Annotated in this window: 12 protein-coding genes and 1 pseudogene; 7 read left to right on the forward strand and 6 right to left on the reverse strand. The window is 69.9% G+C overall.

Features of this window, described 5'->3' with window-relative positions; all coding sequences use genetic code 11:
* Positions 1-163: 163 nt before the first annotated feature.
* From ACH4KB_RS13515 to ACH4KB_RS13530, 4 genes are all read right to left on the reverse strand, one after another.
* Entirely contained in the window at positions 164-1,681 is a 1,518-nt protein-coding gene (locus ACH4KB_RS13515) for a sensor histidine kinase (RefSeq protein WP_398066123.1), read from the reverse strand.
* Positions 1,678-2,379, reverse strand: coding sequence for a response regulator transcription factor (locus ACH4KB_RS13520; protein WP_398066124.1), 702 nt, complete (start codon positions 2,377-2,379; stop codon positions 1,678-1,680). Before ACH4KB_RS13520 ends, ACH4KB_RS13515 begins: the two co-directional genes overlap by 4 nt.
* Before the next feature lie 51 nt (positions 2,380-2,430).
* Positions 2,431-3,159 carry an ABC transporter permease gene (locus tag ACH4KB_RS13525; RefSeq protein WP_398066125.1) on the reverse strand — a complete coding sequence of 243 codons (729 nt, stop codon included), beginning with the start codon at positions 3,157-3,159 and terminating at the stop codon, positions 2,431-2,433.
* A 149-nt stretch (positions 3,160-3,308) separates the two neighbouring features.
* The gene (locus ACH4KB_RS13530) at positions 3,309-4,223 is read right to left on the reverse strand and encodes an ATP-binding cassette domain-containing protein (protein WP_398066126.1); all 915 of its coding nucleotides are present in this window, start codon (positions 4,221-4,223) and stop codon (positions 3,309-3,311) included.
* A gap of 483 nt (positions 4,224-4,706) precedes the next feature.
* On the opposite strand from ACH4KB_RS13530, the gene ACH4KB_RS13535 reads away from it, so the two are divergent.
* Both ACH4KB_RS13535 and ACH4KB_RS13540 read left to right on the forward strand, forming a co-directional pair.
* A complete protein-coding gene (locus ACH4KB_RS13535; protein WP_398066127.1) occupies positions 4,707-5,036 on the forward strand; it encodes a discoidin domain-containing protein in 330 nt (109 codons plus the stop codon).
* Positions 5,037-5,146: 110 nt separating this feature from the next.
* On the forward strand, positions 5,147-6,238 hold the full coding sequence (locus ACH4KB_RS13540) for a DUF1996 domain-containing protein (RefSeq protein WP_398066128.1): 1,092 nt from the start codon (positions 5,147-5,149) through the stop codon (positions 6,236-6,238).
* Positions 6,239-6,429: 191 nt separating this feature from the next.
* Here ACH4KB_RS13540 and ACH4KB_RS13545 read toward each other — a convergent pair whose 3' ends face one another.
* Entirely contained in the window at positions 6,430-8,829 is a 2,400-nt protein-coding gene (locus ACH4KB_RS13545; protein WP_398066129.1) for a ricin-type beta-trefoil lectin domain protein, read from the reverse strand.
* Between the two features lie 504 nt (positions 8,830-9,333).
* On the opposite strand from ACH4KB_RS13545, the gene ACH4KB_RS13550 reads away from it, so the two are divergent.
* The 5 genes and pseudogenes from ACH4KB_RS13550 to ACH4KB_RS13570 all read left to right on the forward strand — a co-directional run bounded on the left by ACH4KB_RS13550 (position 9,334) and on the right by ACH4KB_RS13570 (position 15,981).
* The gene (locus tag ACH4KB_RS13550; protein ID WP_398066130.1) at positions 9,334-12,171 is read left to right on the forward strand and encodes a PQQ-dependent sugar dehydrogenase; all 2,838 of its coding nucleotides are present in this window, start codon (positions 9,334-9,336) and stop codon (positions 12,169-12,171) included.
* Positions 12,168-13,946, forward strand: a complete 1,779-nt coding sequence (locus tag ACH4KB_RS13555; RefSeq protein WP_398066131.1) for a ThuA domain-containing protein — start codon at positions 12,168-12,170, stop codon at positions 13,944-13,946. Before ACH4KB_RS13550 ends, ACH4KB_RS13555 begins: the two co-directional genes overlap by 4 nt.
* A gap of 426 nt (positions 13,947-14,372) precedes the next feature.
* Positions 14,373-14,827, forward strand: a pseudogene (locus ACH4KB_RS13560) (IS110 family transposase); the annotation flags it as partial.
* A gap of 309 nt (positions 14,828-15,136) precedes the next feature.
* Entirely contained in the window at positions 15,137-15,565 is a 429-nt protein-coding gene (gene panD, locus ACH4KB_RS13565) for an aspartate 1-decarboxylase (protein ID WP_398066132.1), read from the forward strand.
* 62 nt (positions 15,566-15,627) lie between these two features.
* On the forward strand, positions 15,628-15,981 hold the full coding sequence (locus ACH4KB_RS13570; RefSeq protein ID WP_398066133.1) for a GNAT family N-acetyltransferase: 354 nt from the start codon (positions 15,628-15,630) through the stop codon (positions 15,979-15,981).
* A gap of 137 nt (positions 15,982-16,118) precedes the next feature.
* On the opposite strand, the gene ACH4KB_RS13575 is transcribed toward ACH4KB_RS13570, so the two are convergent.
* A complete protein-coding gene (locus ACH4KB_RS13575) occupies positions 16,119-16,889 on the reverse strand; it encodes a PIG-L family deacetylase (protein WP_398066134.1) in 771 nt (256 codons plus the stop codon).
* Between the last annotated feature and the right edge of the window lie 227 nt (positions 16,890-17,116).

Genomic DNA, 17,116 nt, shown 5'->3' on the forward strand with positions numbered 1-17,116 from the left:
GAGGCACCCCACAGAGCCGACGGAGCGGACGCGAGCGGGCTGAGGGCCTTCACCGTCAGGTCGAGGGCATCCTCAGCAGGCCGTTGCGTGACGTGCGAGGGATACCCGGGGCGAGCGCGACCGAGCGGCGCGTGCGGTGTCGGGGTGCGAGGTACGGATCTGTTCAGTCGCCGAGTGGATCGGTGTACACGGGAAGCAGGATGCGGAATGTGGCGCCCTGGCCGGGGGAGGTGTGGACTTCCACCCGGCCGTGATGGGCGGCGACCAGGGAGTGGGCGATGGACAGGCCGAGGCCGGCGCCGCCGGTCTGCGTCCGGCCTCGGGCAGTGTCCGCGCGGTAGAAGCGATCGAAGACGCGGGCGGCCTGTTCGGCTGTCATCCCGGGGCCCTGGTCGCTCAGTTCGAGGATCGCCAGGGTGGCGTGTGTGCCCACACCGATCCGGATCGCACTGCCGGCCGGGGTATGGGCGATGGCGTTCCCGATCAGGTTGGACATGACCTGCCGGAGCCGCGCCTCGTCTCCCAGCACGGGGGCGGCTCCTGGAGGGCCGCCGCCGGGCCCGGTCAGGGTGATGGCCCGGTCGGAGGCGAGGGCTCTCAGGTCGTGCAGGGCGTCAGCGGCCAGGGTGCGCAGGTCCATCGGGGTCGGCTTCAGGGGCAGCTGGGTGCGCGCGATGGGGTCCTCGTCCAGACGCGCCAACAGCAGCAGGTCCTCGACGATGTGCACCAGGCGGGCTGATTCGCGCTCGATGCGGTTCATCGCGGTGTCGACGTCCGCCCGCCCGGGCATGCCTCCCATGCGGTACAGCTCCGTGAACCCCTTGATCCCGAACAGAGGGGTACGCAGTTCGTGGCTGGCGTCCGCGATGAAGGTGCGCATCCGGTCGTTGGTGGCCGCCCGCGCCGCGTCACCGGCTTCGATCCGGTCCAGCATGCCGTTGAGGGCGGCGGCCAGGCGGCCCAGTTCCGTACGGGAAGAGGCCAGGTCGGGGACGCGCCGGGAAAGGTCACCGCCGGCGATGGCGGCCGCGGTCGTCTCGATGCGCCGCAGGGGACGCAGCCCGGCGCGCACGGCGAACCAGCCGATGACACCCAGCAGGACAAGGACCAGGGAATCGATCACCAGCATTCTCAGCCCCAGGCCCCGGACCGTGCCGCTCACTCCTTCCAGTGAGCCCGCCGCACCGATGCTTCCCGTGGAAGACGCGTCCCGGTCCCCGTCCTGGCCCGGCGAGGAGCGCACCGGTTGGGCGACCACTCGCCAGTCGCTGCCGCCGCCCGACGCCTGGAAGGGATCGCCGCCGCGGGCCGCGACCGCTGCTGTGTCCAACCGCGGCAGCTCTGGTGGATCGCCCGCCGCGGGGCGCAGGCTCCGCGACAGACCACCGTCGGACTTCAGACGGACCAGGTAGACGTCGCCGGTCAGCTGGGGCTCCACCGCGTCGAGCACCCGCGGCGCCGTGGCGTCGGGATCCCTGCCGAGATCGGGGAGGCGCGCCGCCGCTGCGGCGGCCGTGCGCAGCCGCTCGTCCAGTTGGTCCGTCAACTGCCGCTGGAGGAGCGTGATCAGCAGGGCGTTACTGGCGAGCAGGGCGGCCACGACCAGCAGCAGGCAGATGATCACCAGACGGGTCCGCAGCGACAGACGTGCGGCACCGCGGCGCAGGGACGTCGTGGTCATGTCCTGGGCCTGCGCAGGACGTAGCCGGTGCCGCGCACGGTGTGGATCAGCTTGGTCTCTCCGGTGTCGATCTTCCGGCGGAGGTAGCTCACGTAGGAGGCCACGATGGAGTCGTCGCCGCCGAAGTCGTAATGCCAGACCTGATCCAGCAGTTGTTCCCGGGACAGGACCTGCCCGGCGTTCTCCATCAGCACGCGCAGCAGATTGAACTCGGTCGGAGACAGAGGCACCGGCACGCCGTCCCTGGTCACCTGATGGCTGTCGACGTCCAGTTCGAGATCGCCCACCGTGACGCGGTTCTCGGGTTGACGGCCGCTGGTGCGGCGTAGCACGGCTTGGATGCGCAGGACCAGTTCCTCCAGGTTGAACGGTTTGGTGACGTAGTCGTCCCCGCCCACCCGTAGCCCGCTGATCCGGTCCTCGGCCGCGTCCCGTGCCGTGAGGAAGAGGACCGGCGGGTGGCCTGTACGTACGTCCGGGCGCGCGCGCAGGCGGCGGGCGACTTCGAAGCCGTCGATGTCGGGCAGCATCACGTCCAGCACGATCAGGTCCGCGGCGTGCTCGCGCACCGCATCCAGCGCCTGTGCGCCGGTCTCCACCGAGTCCACGTGGAAGCCGGCCAGCCGCAGGCTTGCTGACAGCAGCTCGCGCAAGGTGGGCTCGTCCTCCACGAGGAGCAGGCGTTGTTTCGTCGTCATGGCATCTGTCCCCGGCCGGTGGTCTACTGCCCGCCCAGTGTCCCTGCCGTATCAGACGTCGCGCTCGCGGAACACGACGAACGCCACCGCAAGGAGTGCGGCCACGCACCCGGCCATGACGCCGAGCCCGGCCCAGGGGCCCAACACGTCCGGGTCCCGGACAGCGGTGATGATCTGTCCACCGGCGATGGGCGGCCAGAACTTCGAGACCCAGTCCCCGAGCGCGCCGGGCAGCGCGGGCGCGAATGCCTGGACGATGAGCATGACGCCGAACAGCGTCGTCACCGTAGCGGTCGTGGAGCGGATCACCGTGCCCAGAGCCAATCCGAAGAGGGCGGCCAATGCCAGGTATACGCCGCCGCCGAAGATGCCGCGCAGTGCCACACCATCGGACAGCGCCAGGTGTGGAGCGCCTGTCCCGGACAGCGAAGCCTGTCCGACGAGAAACCCGCCGAGCGACACCAGGATCCCGACCGGCAGTGCCACTCCCGCCAGTACCAGGGCCTTCGATCCCAGCACCCGGGCCCTCTGCGGCACGGAGGTGAGGGTGGGCACGATCGTGCGCGCTCCGTATTCGGAGGTCATCACCAGGCCGCCCAGCAGGCCGAACGCGATCTGCGCCACCAGATAGCCCATCAGACTGGTCGCCAGCGGATCGAACGCGGCCTGGTCGGCGGGCGACAGCTCCGCGTACTCGCCGCCTGCCGACGAACCGTTCAGCGCGGCCAGGCCCGCGGCGAAGGCCGGCGCGCCCAGGATCACCATCAGCGTCGACCGCATCGTCCGGATCTTGACCCACTCGGCGTGCAGGCTGTGCCAGAAGGTCGCCCGGCCCGGTCCCGTCCTGTCCGACGCGGGCCGCCCGCTGCCCGCACGGGGAAGCAGCTTCACCGGAACCGACGCCGGCCCGGGGTGCGCAAGAGGGCGGCTCATCGGTTCGTCCCCTTCTCGGCCTGGTACTCCACCGCGTCGCGGGTCAGGTCCATGAACGCCTTCTCCAAGGACACCTGACGCGGATACAGCTCGTGCAGCTCCACGCCGCCCGCTGCGGCCAGGGCTCCTATCCTGGCGGCTTCCAGGCCAGTGACCACGAGCGTGTCGCTGTCCTCGGCCCGCACGTCGGCGGCGCCGGCCAGCAGCGGCCGGAGCGTCTCGGCCTGCGGGGTGCGCACCAGGACCTCGCGCTCGGAGTGCGCTTCGATGAAGTCCTTCATCGTGGTATCCGCGATCAGCTTGCCGCGCCCGACGACGATGAGATGGTCCGCGGTCAGTTCCATCTCACTCATCAGATGGCTGGACATCAGCACGACACGTCCCTCAGCGGCCATCCTGCGCATGAGCGAGCGGATCCACACGATGCCCTCGGGGTCGAGTCCATTGAGGGGCTCGTCGAAGACCAGGACCGGCGGATCACCCAGCAGCGCGGCGGCGATCCCCAGGCGCTGGCGCATCCCGAGGGAGAAGGTCCCGGCCCTGCGCCGCGCGACCTTCTCCAGTCCCACCTCGGCCAGTACCTGGTCCACGCGGCTGCGGGGGATCCCGTTGCCGGCCGCGAGGGCCAGCAGGTGATGGAAGGCAGTGCGGCCGGGCAGCACCGCGCCGGGATCCAACAGGGCCCCGACCGCCGTGAGCGGGGCGGGCTGGGCGCTGTACGGCCGACCCCGCACGGTCGCGGTGCCTGATCCGGCGGCGTCCAGACCCAGAAGCATCCGGAGGGTCGTCGACTTGCCCGCGCCATTGGGCCCCAGGAAGCCGGTGACCTCTCCCGCGCGGACGCCGAAGGTCAGATCGTCCACGGCGAGGACCTCACCGTAGCGCTTGGTCAGTCCACGTACTTCGATCATCGAGTCCCCACAGGCCGACGGTGGCAGAGGTGCCCGCGATGACCACGAGCACCACACCAGCGTCGCCCGCGGACATGGGAGCGCATGGGAGAACATGCACGTCGCATGGCACCTCCGGCCCTGTGACCTGCACCGATCGGATCGTCGGTCGCCTTCGGGGCAAGACCCTCACATGAAACTCACACGAACCGCCCGCTACTAAGGGAGGCATGAAGGCCGGGATACATGTGCCCAGGCCTGTCGTAGCAGGGCCCGGCTTCGCCGCCCAGGAGGCCGAACACCGGGCGGCCACCGGTGACGGCGAGCCGTCCGCGCCCGTTGATGCCGCTCGTCAGTCATCCGCCGTCCAGCAGGCTCCGCCCGTGAATGGCCCTCACCTTAATGTAAGCCCAAAGAAAAGCTGCCAGGGTTCTTGACCGTTCGATCGCGTGGCGGCATGGTCTGGAGAGCGCTCTCCCGTTGAGGATTGTTGAGGAGCTCTTCATGCCTGTTGGCATACCGGTCGCGGCCGTGCCACGAAGACGACGGCCGACTTCGGGCCGCGGATGGATCGCGGGGGTGCTCCCGGCCTCCGTCGTCGGCGCCCTGCTCGCCCTGGCCCCAGCCCCTGCCGCTCAGGCCGCTCCGTCGCTGCTCTCCCGGGGCAAGTCGGTGACGGACTCCCGTCAGGAGCACCACGGCACCCCCGCGCCCCAGGCCGTCGACGGCGACTACGGCACCCGGTGGTCGAGTGCCGCATCCGATGCCCAGTGGCTGCAGGTCGATCTCGGCCCGAACGTGCACATCACGGCCGGGGCGCCGCCGCCGCGCTGACCCCGGCCGCGTCGAGCGGTCGGAACGTGGGCGGCGGGAGCGAGCCGCCTCCCGCCACCCACACGCACGGCAGTACTCCACCCACCTTCACCCTCCGGCAGGAGATCTTCATGAGACTGACTTCCCAACGGCTCGCCGGGCTCCTTCTCGGCTCCGCCCTCGTCGCCGGCGTCCTGGGCGCCGGCACGATCGCCTCGGCCACGGGCCCGGGCGGCGGCGTCCCGCCGGCCGTCGCCGCGCCCGCCCACCCCGCCGGGCACAACATGGCAGCCTCCACCCGGGCCTCGGGAGACGACGCCGACGGCGACGGCTACATTCCGGCCGTTCCCCAGGTCACCGGCGTCGTCCCGTCCACGGCCACCCCGCCTCCGGCCTACCACCACGAGTTCCAGGCCGGCTGCTCCGTCACCCACACCGCCCCCGACGGCCCGATCGTCTACCCGGGCCAGTTCGGCAAGTCCCACGACCACACGTTCATGGGCAACACCACCACCGACGCCGCCAGCACCACCGGCTCGCTCTACGGCGGCAACACCACCTGCAAGGCGCCCGCGGACGCCTCCGCGTACTGGATGCCCTCGCTCTACAAGGGCGACCAGAAGATTCTGCCCGTCGGACCGCAGGTCATCTACTACAAGGCGGGCGTCACCGACTACCGGAGCGTGCGGCCCTTCCCCAAGGGTCTGCGGTTCGTCGTCGGCAACCCCATGCAGAGCGCGGAGGAGTTCCGCAGCCACAAGGGCTTCGTCGAGGGCTGGGAATGCGGTGACAGCTTCTTCAACACCGACTTCCCGGCGAGCTGTCCGGACCGGCCCGACGTACAGCTCAACCTGCGCATGCAGGCCCCCAGCTGCTGGGACGGAAAGTACCTCGACACCCCGAACCACCAGAGCCACATGGCCTACCCGGTCGTGAAGCCCGGCACCAACGACAACATGTGCCCGACCTCTCACCCGGTCGCCCTGCCGATGATCGAGTTCAAGATGGCGTGGCCGGTCAACGGAGACATGAGCCAGGTCCGCCTGGCCAGCGGCCGGGGCCACTCCTTCCACTACGACTTCTTCAACGCGTGGGAGGAGCGCACCCTCAAGGCCATGGTCGACCACTGCATCGTCGGCGGCCTGCAGTGCGACACACGGGGCTTCGACCTGTACCGCCCCGAACGCGGCACCGTGCTGAACGCCGAGCACCGCCTGCCCTGAGCCGGCCGGAAAGGCGCACGGGCCCGGTCCGCCCCTTCCGTACTCGGGGCGACCGGGCCTCCCGCGTGCGCGCGTCTCCACCCCGCACCGCATCACCGGCCGGGACGCGGCGCGGGGCGAGGGCCGAAGACGTGCACTTCGACCCTCGCCCCTCGGAGACGCGTCGTACCGCTCACGCGTCCCCCGCCGTGCTACGGCAGTGCCCACCGCTGATTGGAACCGGCGTGGCAGGCCCATAGATGGACCGGTGTGCCGTCGTTCCAGACGCCCCCGGAGGCATCGAGGCACTTGCCGGACTGCGGGTTGCGCACCGTGCCGTCGGCCTGGGGCTGCCAGGTCTGGGCCGCGGTGCCGTTGCAGCCGTAGAGCTGCACCTTCGTGCCGTCGGCAGTGCCGGCGTTGTCGATGTCGAGGCACTTGCCCAGGGCACGCACGGTCTGGTCAGCGGCAACCGTCCACTGCTGGGCCGCGGAGTTGTTGCAGTTCCACAGCTGAATCTTCGTGCCGTCGGCGCTGTTGCTGTTGTCCACGTCCAGGCACTTGCCGTTGACCCCCTTCACCTCGCCGGTCCGGGAAGTCTCGCCGGGCAGGTGGTTCATCGTGTACCAGGCTTCGGTGCTCCAGAGCTGTTCACCGTCCGTCGCACTGAAGGGGCGCGCTGAGCGCACGTGGACGACTCGGTCGGCCTTGAGCCCGGGGACCGTCAGCGTGACCGTCCTGCGGTCGGCGGACAGGGTGGCCGACTGGGCGGTGAGGCTCTCCTCGTCGACCTTGGGGCCGCCGTAGGCCGCGGTCGGCACGTAGCGCCACTGCTTGATCTTGTAGCGTCCGGCCAGGTCGGCCGCGGTTTCCGTCGACACCGGCTGGGTGTACTCCAACGCGAAACCGCCCGGGACGGCGCGCATGGCGCGGATGTCGAAGGCGTCGGTGCCGTTCGGTGTCAGCTTCTGCAGACCGTGGCTGAGCTTGCCCTCCTGGCCCCAGTTGCCGCCCGCCCCGAGCCCGCCCGCGTAGAGGGCGCCGTCCGGGCCGACGCTGATCCGGGTGACACCGGCTTCGAGGCCCTGCGTGAGACGGAAGACCGCCCCCTGGTACTCACCGCCGACCTTCTCCAGGAAAGCACGCTGGATGCCGCCGTACGTCACGTCGCCGAACAGCATCTGACCGGCGAACGGGCCGTCCTTCAACTGCAGCGGCGTGCTGGGAGAGTTGGCTATCTCGTTCTGCGGGAGCCACAGCACCGGTTTGGTGACCGGCCGGGAGTCGAAGGGCCCGTCCGGGTTCATGTAGTGGTTGAAGAAGCGGTCCTGCTTGATGTGCACCAACTTCGACGAGGGCAGCCAGCCGCCCTGGTTGTCGGTGACGAACATGTCACCGTCGGGCCCCCACCCGATGCCGTTGGGGGTGCGCAGACCACCGGCGACGTAACTGACCTCTCCGTTCGCCTTGTTCACCTTGATCGTGGTGCCCCGGTTCGGTGCCGGCTGCGGGTCCGTGGTGGCGCCCCCGTAGTTGATCGACACCGACAGGTTCAGGTAGAAGAACCCGTCCTTGTACAGCAGGCCGAAGGCGAACTCGTGGAAGTTGCCGCCGAACGGCCAGGTGGCGATCCGTCTGTACTGGTCCGTGACGCCGTCGCCGTCGGTGTCGTTCAGTTCGGTCAGCTCGTGCTTCTGGGAGACATAGAGCTTGCCGTCCACGTACTTGACGCCCATCGGCTCCTTCAGCCCGCTCGCGATCTTCTTGTACGTCACCTTGTCGGGCCCGGTGGCCCCGGTGACGTTGCTCAGCAGGTACACCTCGCCCGTGCTGTTGTCGGTGCCGCCCCAGGTGGTCACCGCGAGGCGGCCGTCGGGCAGCCAGTCCATGGCGGAGACCTGCGGTTCGAAGCCGGCCGGCCTCAGGTTCGTCAGGGTGTAGTTCGGGTGGACCCCGGTCAGGGGCAGTCCGTCGCCGGGCGTGTCGAGGCCGCCTTCGCACTCCTTCCTGCCGGGAGATGTGACGCGTACGACGCCGGCGTCGGTGCTCAGCACCGAGTTCGGTACGAGGCTGAAGCCGGTGGCGCCCGGAGGCTTCCAGGAGAGCGTGATCTGTTGGTCGCCGCCCGCTTCGAAGTGCTCGATCCGCAGGGAGTGGTAGCCGGCCGTCAGCGAGACCGTGCCGTCCTTGGGCAGGTCGGAGCCGTGCAGCCCGTCGTGGTCGATGACCAACTTGTCATCCACGTAGAGGCGGGAGCCGTCGTCACTGGCCAGACGGAAGGTGTGGCTGCCGGCCGCGTCGACGTCGAGGTTCCCGGTGACCTGAGTGACGAAGTTGGACGCCAGCCCGAAGTCCGCGTCCGAAGTCCAGTTGATCACCGACATCTTCTTGTCGATGTTCGGGGTCTGTCCGGGCTTGAGGGTGCAGATCTCCTTCAGTGACGTCTGCACGTCGAAGACGCGGAGCGTGACACCGGGTTCCTGCGGGGGAGGAGCCGCGGCCTTCGAGGGGGCGGCCGTCGCGGGGGACGACAGGCCGAGGGCCAGTAACGGGACGGTGAGCGACACGGCCAGACGTCTGCCGAGTCGGTGGGAGAACAGCCGTGGATACACGTGACCTCCTGTAGGTCCCCCCGGGATCAGGGAACGTCAATGGGGCAAAGTGCGAAATCCACCGCCGCCGGAGCGCGCCGTCGTTCCGGATACGGAGATGTGGAGAGGTGCGGAGACGCGGACGGTGACGCTTGACGTACGTACCGTCGCCCCACCGCTGCCTCGCACACAGTAGGGACTTCCTCCGGACACGTCCATGCTTTGTCATGAGCGTGTACAAAGTTCGAGGAGATCCCTGAACTACGCCTCTGTAGAGACGAGTTGGGGCAGAAGGGGAGACGTTCTCATCGCGCGAGGCCCCTCGCCCAGCCGCTTTGTCCCTCTGCTGGAAAAAGTTGCGGCCATGTACGTCAAAGGGGTTTCTGGTGCGTGGAAAAGCGAATACCTTCCTGCCCTGTACGAACGACGAGGATGGCTCCCCCTCCGGGACCCCCGAGTCGCCCGGCGCGACGGCGTGCGCCTGTGCTCCAGAACCCCAACCCCGTCACCACACGGAGGACGCGCGTGCACAGGAGAATTTTTCGACCTCTCGCGGCGCTGGCCTGCACCCTGCTCGCCGCCGCGGGTGCTCTCACCGCCCAGCAGAGACCCGCCGACGCGGCACCCCCGCCCCTGGCGGCGGCCGCGGCCGACGAGTTCCAGCAAGTCACCCTCGCCAAGGGCGTGGCCGAGACCGGTGAGCCCATGACGCTCGCCGTCCTGCCCGACAGGTCCGTGCTGCACACCTCGCGGGACGGCACCCTGCGCGTCACGGACGCCGCCGGCACCACCAAGGTCGCCGGGAAACTGGACGTCTACTCGCACGACGAGGAAGGCCTCCAAGGCGTGGGCGTGGACCCCGGTTTCACCGCCAACCGGTTCGTCTACCTCTACTACGCGCCGAAGCTGGCCACCCCCTCCGGCGACGCACCCGCCACCGGCTCCGCCACGGACTTCGCCCCCTTCGACGGAGTCAACCGGCTCTCGCGGTTCGTCCTCAGGGCCGACGGCACGCTCGACACCGCCAGCGAGAAGAAGGTGCTGGACGTCCCCGCGAGCCGCGGACTGTGCTGCCACGTCGGCGGTGACATCGACTTCGACGCCCAGGGCAACCTGTACCTCTCCACCGGCGACGACAGCAACCCCTTCGCGTCCGACGGCTACACCCCCATCGACGAGCGCGCCAACCGCAACCCCGCGTACGACGCGCAGCGTTCCTCCGGCAACACCAACGACCTGCGCGGCAAGGTGCTGCGGATCAAGGTCGGCGCCGACGGGAGCTACACCATCCCGTCCGGCAACCTCTTCGCCCCCGGGACCGCGAAGACCAGGCCGGAGATCTACGCCATGGGCTTCCGCAACCCCTTCCGGATGAGCGTCGACAAGCCCACCGGCACCGTCTACCTCGGCGACTACGGCCCCGACGCGGGCACGGCGAACGCGGGACGCGGACCCGCCGGACAGGTCGAGTTCAACCGGATCACCAAGGCCGGCAACTTCGGCTGGCCCTACTGCACCGGCAAGAACAGCGCCTACGTCGACTACAACTTCGCCACCTCGACGTCCGGCTCCGCCTTCTCCTGCTCGGCGCCGAAGAACACCTCGCCGAACAACACGGGACTGACCGACCTCCCCCCGGCCCAGCCCGCCTGGATACCGTACGACGGGGGCTCCGTCCCCGAGTTCGGCAGCGGCTCGGAGTCACCCATGGGCGGACCCGTCTACCGCTACGACGCGGGGTCGGCCTCCACGGTCAAGTTCCCGCAGAGCTTCGACGGGGACTACTTCGCCGGTGAGTTCGGCCGAAAGTGGATCAAGCGCATCGAGCAGGGCTCCGACGGCACCGTACAGTCGATCAACGCGTTCCCGTGGCAGGGCACCCAGGTCATGGACATGGCCTTCGGCCCGGACGGCGCGCTGTACGTCCTCGACTACGGCACCGGCTACTTCAACGGGGACGCCAACAGCGCGGTCTACCGCATCGAGTACGTCACCGACGGGCGGGCCCCGCTCGCCAAGGCCGGCGCCGACCGCACCTCGGGTCAGGCCCCGCTCGCGGTGGCGTTCTCCTCGGCCGGGACCTCCGACCCCGACGGCGACCCGCTCACGTACGCCTGGAAGTTCGGTGACGGGTCCACCTCCACGGCCGCGAACCCCTCCCACACCTACACCGTCAACGGCCGCTACACCGCCGAACTGACCGTCTCCGACGGCACCGGCAACACCGCCACCGCCTCCGTCCTCATCACCGTCGGCAACACCGCGCCCACCGTCACCCTCGACCTGCCCGCCGACGGCTCGATCATCGACCCGGGCGCCGCCGTACCCTTCAAGGTCACCGTCACCGACCCCGAGGACGGCACCATCGACTGCTCGAAGGTGAAGGTCACCTTCATCATCGGTCACGACAGCCACGGTCACCCGCAGACCTCCGCCACCGGCTGCTCCGGCACCGTACAGACCATCGCCGACGGTGAGCACGACCCCAACGCGAACATCTTCGGCGTCTGGGACGCCGAGTACACCGACAAGGGAGCGAACGGCCAGCCCGCCCTGACCACGCACGACCAGAACATCAGCCAGGGCAGCAAACGCCAGGCCGAGCACTTCGGCGGATCCTCCGGCATCCAGATCGTCGACAAGGCCGCGGCGAACGGCGGCAGGACCGTCGGCCACATCGACAACGGCGACTGGATCTCCTTCACCCCGTACCGCCTCGGCAACGCCACCGCAGTGACCGCTCGGGTGTCCTCCGGCGGTGCGGGAGGCACGCTGGAAGTACGGGCCGGCTCACCCACCGGCACGCTGCTCGGCTCGGCCGCGGTCCCGGTCACCGGCGGCTGGGAGACCTTCCGCGACGTGAGCGCCGACCTGACCGACCGTCCGGCCGCCACCACCACGCTCTACCTCGTCTTCAAGGGCGGCAGCGGCTCGCTCTTCGACCTGGACGACTTCACCTTCACCACCGGTCAGACCAACCCGGCCGGCCGCGACCTCAAGGGCATCGGCGGCAAGTGCGCCGAGGCCGCCGGGGGAGCGAGCGCGGACGGCACGCAGATCCAGCTGTGGACGTGCAACCAGACGGCCGCGCAGAAGTGGACGGCCGGCACGGACGACACGTACCGGGCGCTCGGCAAGTGCCTGGACGTCAGCGGTGCCGGTACGGCGGACGGCACGAAGATCCAGCTGTACGGATGCAACGGCACGGGCGCGCAGAAGTGGGTGGCCCAGGCCGACGGAACGTTGAGGAACACGGCCTCCGGCAAGTGCCTGGACGCTGCCGGGGCCTCCTCGGCGGACGGCACGAAGCTCCATCTGTGGACCTGCCACACCGGCGCCAACCAGAAGTGGACCCTGTCATGAGCCGACGACTCACCCGTCTCGCCTGCTGGGTCGCCTGCGGCCTGCTCGGCGCCGCGGCCCTGCCCGCGGCGGTCTCCACGGCCTCCGAACCGGGGCCGGCCGCCCCCGCCCGCGCGGCAGCCGCCACCCCTGCCCGCGCGTCGGCCGCCGCCGACCCGGCGTACGACGTGCTGGTCTTCTCCAAGACCGCCGGCTTCCGCCACTCCTCCATCGACGAAGGCGTCGCCGCCCTGCGCCAGCTGGGCACCGCCAACAACTTCACCGTCACCGCGACCGAGGACGCCACCGCCTTCACCCCCGCCAACCTGGCCGGTTACGAGGCCGTCGTCTTCCTCTCCACCACGGGCGACGTCCTCAACACCGCCCAGCAGAACGCTTTCGAGGGGTACATCGGGGCAGGCGGCGGCTACGTCGGCATCCACGCGGCGGCCGACACCGAGTACGACTGGACCTGGTACGGCGGTCTGGCCGGCGCCCTGTTCAAGTCCCACCCGCACATCCAGCCGGCCACCGTGAAGGTGGAGGACCGCGCCCACGACGCCACCGCACACCTCGGCTCCACCTGGCAGCGGACCGACGAGTGGTACGACTACCGCACCAATCCCCGCAGTTCGGCCCACGTCCTCGCCTCGCTCGACGAATCGACCTACAGCGGCGGCACCATGGGCGGCGACCACCCCATCGCCTGGTGCAAGGACTACGCGGGAGGGCGCGCCTTCTACACCGGCGGCGGCCACACCGAGGACTCCTACGCCGACCCCGCCTTCCGCCGGCACCTGCTCGGCGGCATCCGCTGGGCCGCGGAGATGACGGAGGCCGACTGCCGTCCGGAGACCGGCTACACCACGCTCTTCGGCTCCTCGGGCACCACTGGCTGGAAGCAGGCAGGCCCGGGCTCCTTCGCCAACGCCGACAACACCCTGACCTCCCGGGGCGGCCTCGGCCTGTTCTGGTACCAGGCGAAGGAGTACGGGTCCTACTCGCTGAAGCTCGACTGGCGCCAGGCCGGAGACGACAACTCCGGTGTCTTCGTGGGCTTCCCCGCCTCCGACGACCCCTGGTCGGCCGTCAACAACGGGTACGAGATCCAGATCGACGCGACCGACTCACCCGACCGCACCACCGGCGCCGTCTACGGCTACAAGTCCGCCGACCTCACCGCCCGGGACGCGGCCCTGAACCCGCCGGGGGAGTGGAACACCTACGAGATCCGGGTCGAGGGTGAGCGCCTCCAGCTCTTCCTCAACGGTCAGAAGATCAACGACTTCACCAACACCGACCCTGCCCGCAGCCTCCAGCAGGGCCACGTCGGCCTGCAGAACCACGGCGACGGCGACGACGTCTCCTTCCGCAACATCCGGATCAAGGAACTCGGGGGCTCGCCCGGCCCACGGGAAGGCGCCGTCACCGGCATCGGCGGCAAGTGCGTCGACGTCGCCGACGGGGCGAGCGCCGACGGCACACAGATCCAGCTGTGGACGTGCAACCAGAGTGCCGCCCAGAAGTGGACGATCGGCACGGACAGCACCCTGCGCGCCCTGGGCAAGTGCATGGACGTCAGCGGCAGCGGCACAGCCGACGGCACCAAGGTGCAGCTCTACGGCTGCAACAACACCGGTGCGCAGAAATGGGTGCCGCAGACCGACGGCACGTTGAAGAACCCGCAGTCGGGGAAGTGCCTGGACGCGTCCGGTGTCTCCTCTGCCGACGGCACCAAGCTCCACCTGTGGACCTGCCACACCGGCGCCAACCAGAAGTGGGCTCTCCCCAGCTGAGCGGCCTCTCGAATTCGTCGGCGTCGCGGAGGGCGGCGCCGGCGAAACCGGCCGCGAGATCGGGCCGGTGACGGCGGCCGGGCGCGACGCCGAAGCGCCCGCCGCCGCTCGCTCACGTACGTCCATGCGGTCTCCGCGGTCCTCCGCGCGGATGGCCGAGTCTTCCCGTCATCCTTTTCGCGGTCCCGCAAGAGGGCCGCTGGCCTCCGGGCCCGGTATGACTGTGTCCCCTCTGTCGAAGGCATGACGTGGGGTGGTGTCGCCGGGTCCGAGGGGTGCCGTCGGAGACGCTGATGAGAGACCCCGGCCACCGTCCGGTCCGGCGCAATGCCGGGCAGTTCGCGGGCGGCAGGTCTGCATGACGTGGATGCGCGAGCACGACACCCGAGCCGAGGCCGGCACCATCAACACCGCTGGAAGGGCAGCATGTTCGAAATCGACGACGCCGGCGTGTTCCTGGGCCTGGACGCGGGCGAGTGCGCCCACCACGGCCACGGACTGACCCCCGCGGGCAGAAGGTCTTCGACAAGCCGCTGCCCAACAGCGAACCCAAGCTGCGGGCCGTTTTCGACAAGCTGACCGCGAAGTTCGGCACCGTTCTGGTGATCGTGGACCAGCCCGCCTCCATCGGCGCCCTGCCCCTGGCCGTCGCCCGCGACGCAGACTGCCGCGTCGCCTACCTGCCCGGCCTGGCCATGCGCCGGACTGCGGATCTCTACCCCGGCGAGGCCAAGACCGACGCCAAGGACGCCGCGGTGATAGCGGACGCCGCCCGTACCATGCCGCACACCCTGCGCTCGCTCGAACTGACCGACGCGATCACCGCCGAGCTGACCGTGCTGACCGGCTTCGACGTGGACATCGGCAGCGTCATCCCGCGCCGTGGCCGGCCAGGCGGAAGACCTCCTCGTCCACGCCGGAGAACGCCTCGACGCGGGGCCGTTCAGCAGAAGACGTGGTCGGTGCCGACGTACTCGGCAGGTCAGCATCCGGTCAGCATGAGTCGCCAGGTGTTCCCCGAGGATTGCCTGAACAGGCGTCGGTGACAGCGCGAAAGCCCAGGTAGGAAGCCGCCTCGCCAGATCGGAGCGATGTTCCTCACAAACATCGTCCGGCAGGTGCCGGTGTACAGTCGAGACTGCCCTTGACCTGCACAAAGCAGGCAGGGAGCCGTCTCAGAGGAGTCCAAGATGCTGCGCACTCTGTTCAAGTCCAAGATCCACCGGGCCACCGTCACCCAGGCCGATCTGCACTACGTCGGTTCCGTGACGATCGACGCCGCCCTGATGGAGGCCGCCGACCTGCTCCCCGGTGAGCTGGTCCATATCGTTGACATCGACAACGGCGCCCGCCTGGAGACGTACGTCATCGAGGGCGAGCGCGGCTCCGGTGTCATCGGGATCAACGGTGCGGCCGCACACCTCGTGCACCCCGGCAACCTGGTCATCCTGATCAGCTACGCACAGGTCGACGATGCCGAGGCCCGTGCCCTCGTGCCGCGCGTCGTGCACGTGGACGCGGAGAACCGGATCGTGGCGCTCGGAGCCGACGCCTCGGCGCCGGTTCCCGGGACCCGTACGGAGCGGAGCCCGCAGGCCGTCGTCGTCGCCGGCGGTTGAGGTCGCCGTCCGTGTTTCCGGGGCGAGCGACGTCCAGGGTCACGAACGAGGAGGCAGGAGTCATGGCCGAGAAGGCAGCTGTGGAGATCAGGGACGACCGGGAGCACGGCAGTCTCGTGGCGTACGAGGATGGCGAGCCGACCGGGAGCATCGCGTACTTCGTCATGGACCCGGCCCCCGGGGCGCTGGTGGCCGTACACACCGTCGTCCGGCCCGAGCACGAGGGCAAGGGCGTCGCGGGGGCGCTGGTCCGGGAGTTCTACACCATGGCCGCCCGCGAGGGCGTTCCCGTCGTTCCGATCTGCCCGTACGCGGCGAAGTGGGCGCAGCGTCACCCCGACGAGGCGTCCGAAGCCTCGGCCGAACTCGTCCAGGAGGCGGAGCGGCAGCTCAGGAACCACCCCGAGCTGTTCTGAGACCGGAGACCGGAGACCGGAGATCTGAGACCGGAGATCTGAGACCGGAATCCTGAGACCGGTGTGGGTTTGGCGGACGGCGTTCGGAGCGGTCCTCCGGCCGCCGTTCCCCCACGCTTCCCCCCCCACGCTTCCCGTCACGCGGTAAGCGCCGTGGCCGATCCGTTCCGGGGCGCGAGGTCCCGGCGGATGTACCACTCGGTCCCCAGCACCTCGCGCTGAACAGGCGCAGCGAGAGAGGCGATCCGGCCGGGCGCCGCTCCGCGGTCCACCTCGCTGCGGTGCGCGAGGATCGCGGCCAGTTTCCGCGGAAGCCAGGGGCCGACGTCGACGGTCGTGGTGATCCACGCGTCCTCCGAGCAGTACAGCGCGTCGGCCGGGGTTCCCGGCCGGGCCAGCCGCCCGCCCACCGGAACAGCAGCCGAGCGGGGGTGCGTGGCGAGGTAGAGGGCGCTCGGCTGCCACGGATCACCGGACCCCGGACAGAAACGGGGGAGGCCGGCGGCCCGGACCGCCAGCGCGGTGATCCGGTGGGCGTGCACGTGGTCCGGGTGGCCGGTCATGCCTCCGTAGGCGTCCACCGTGATCACGATCTCCGGCCGGACGTCACGGATGTGGCCGACGACGGCCTCCACGGCCTCGTCCAGCGGCGCGTCGAGGAACCGGGGCCGGCCAGGGGCCGACTCCGGCACACGGGCGTCCGCGTAGCCGAGCAGCCGTGGGGCGCCCGCGCCCAGGGTGTCGAGGGCCTCGGCGAGCTCGGCGGCCCGGTGCGTGCCCTCCGCCCAGGTCGCTGTGACCACCGCGGTCCGGGCGCCGTCGGCCGCGTGCTGAGCGAGGACGCCTCCGCAGAAAAGGGACTCGTCGTCCGGATGGGCGTGGACGGCTAGAACACTCGGCAGGGGCATGAGGGACACCTTTCGCGTCGACGGCGCCGGTCGCGGATCCGGACGGGTCCAGCCAGGTCCGGGCAGCTTGCCGGAGTCCTGCCCACTCCGGGCGGTCCGGCACACACCGGCACACACCGGCACACACCGGCTCGCGCCGCGGTCGCCAGGTGGATGTGTGGACTCGGCAGGCGCGGGCAGCCGCTCCGGGAGACGGTGGAGGAAAGCTCCATCTGTCCATTTCGTGC

Source organism: Streptomyces sp. NPDC017520 (assembly GCF_044329855.1).
Lineage (GTDB): Bacteria > Actinomycetota > Actinomycetes > Streptomycetales > Streptomycetaceae > Streptomyces.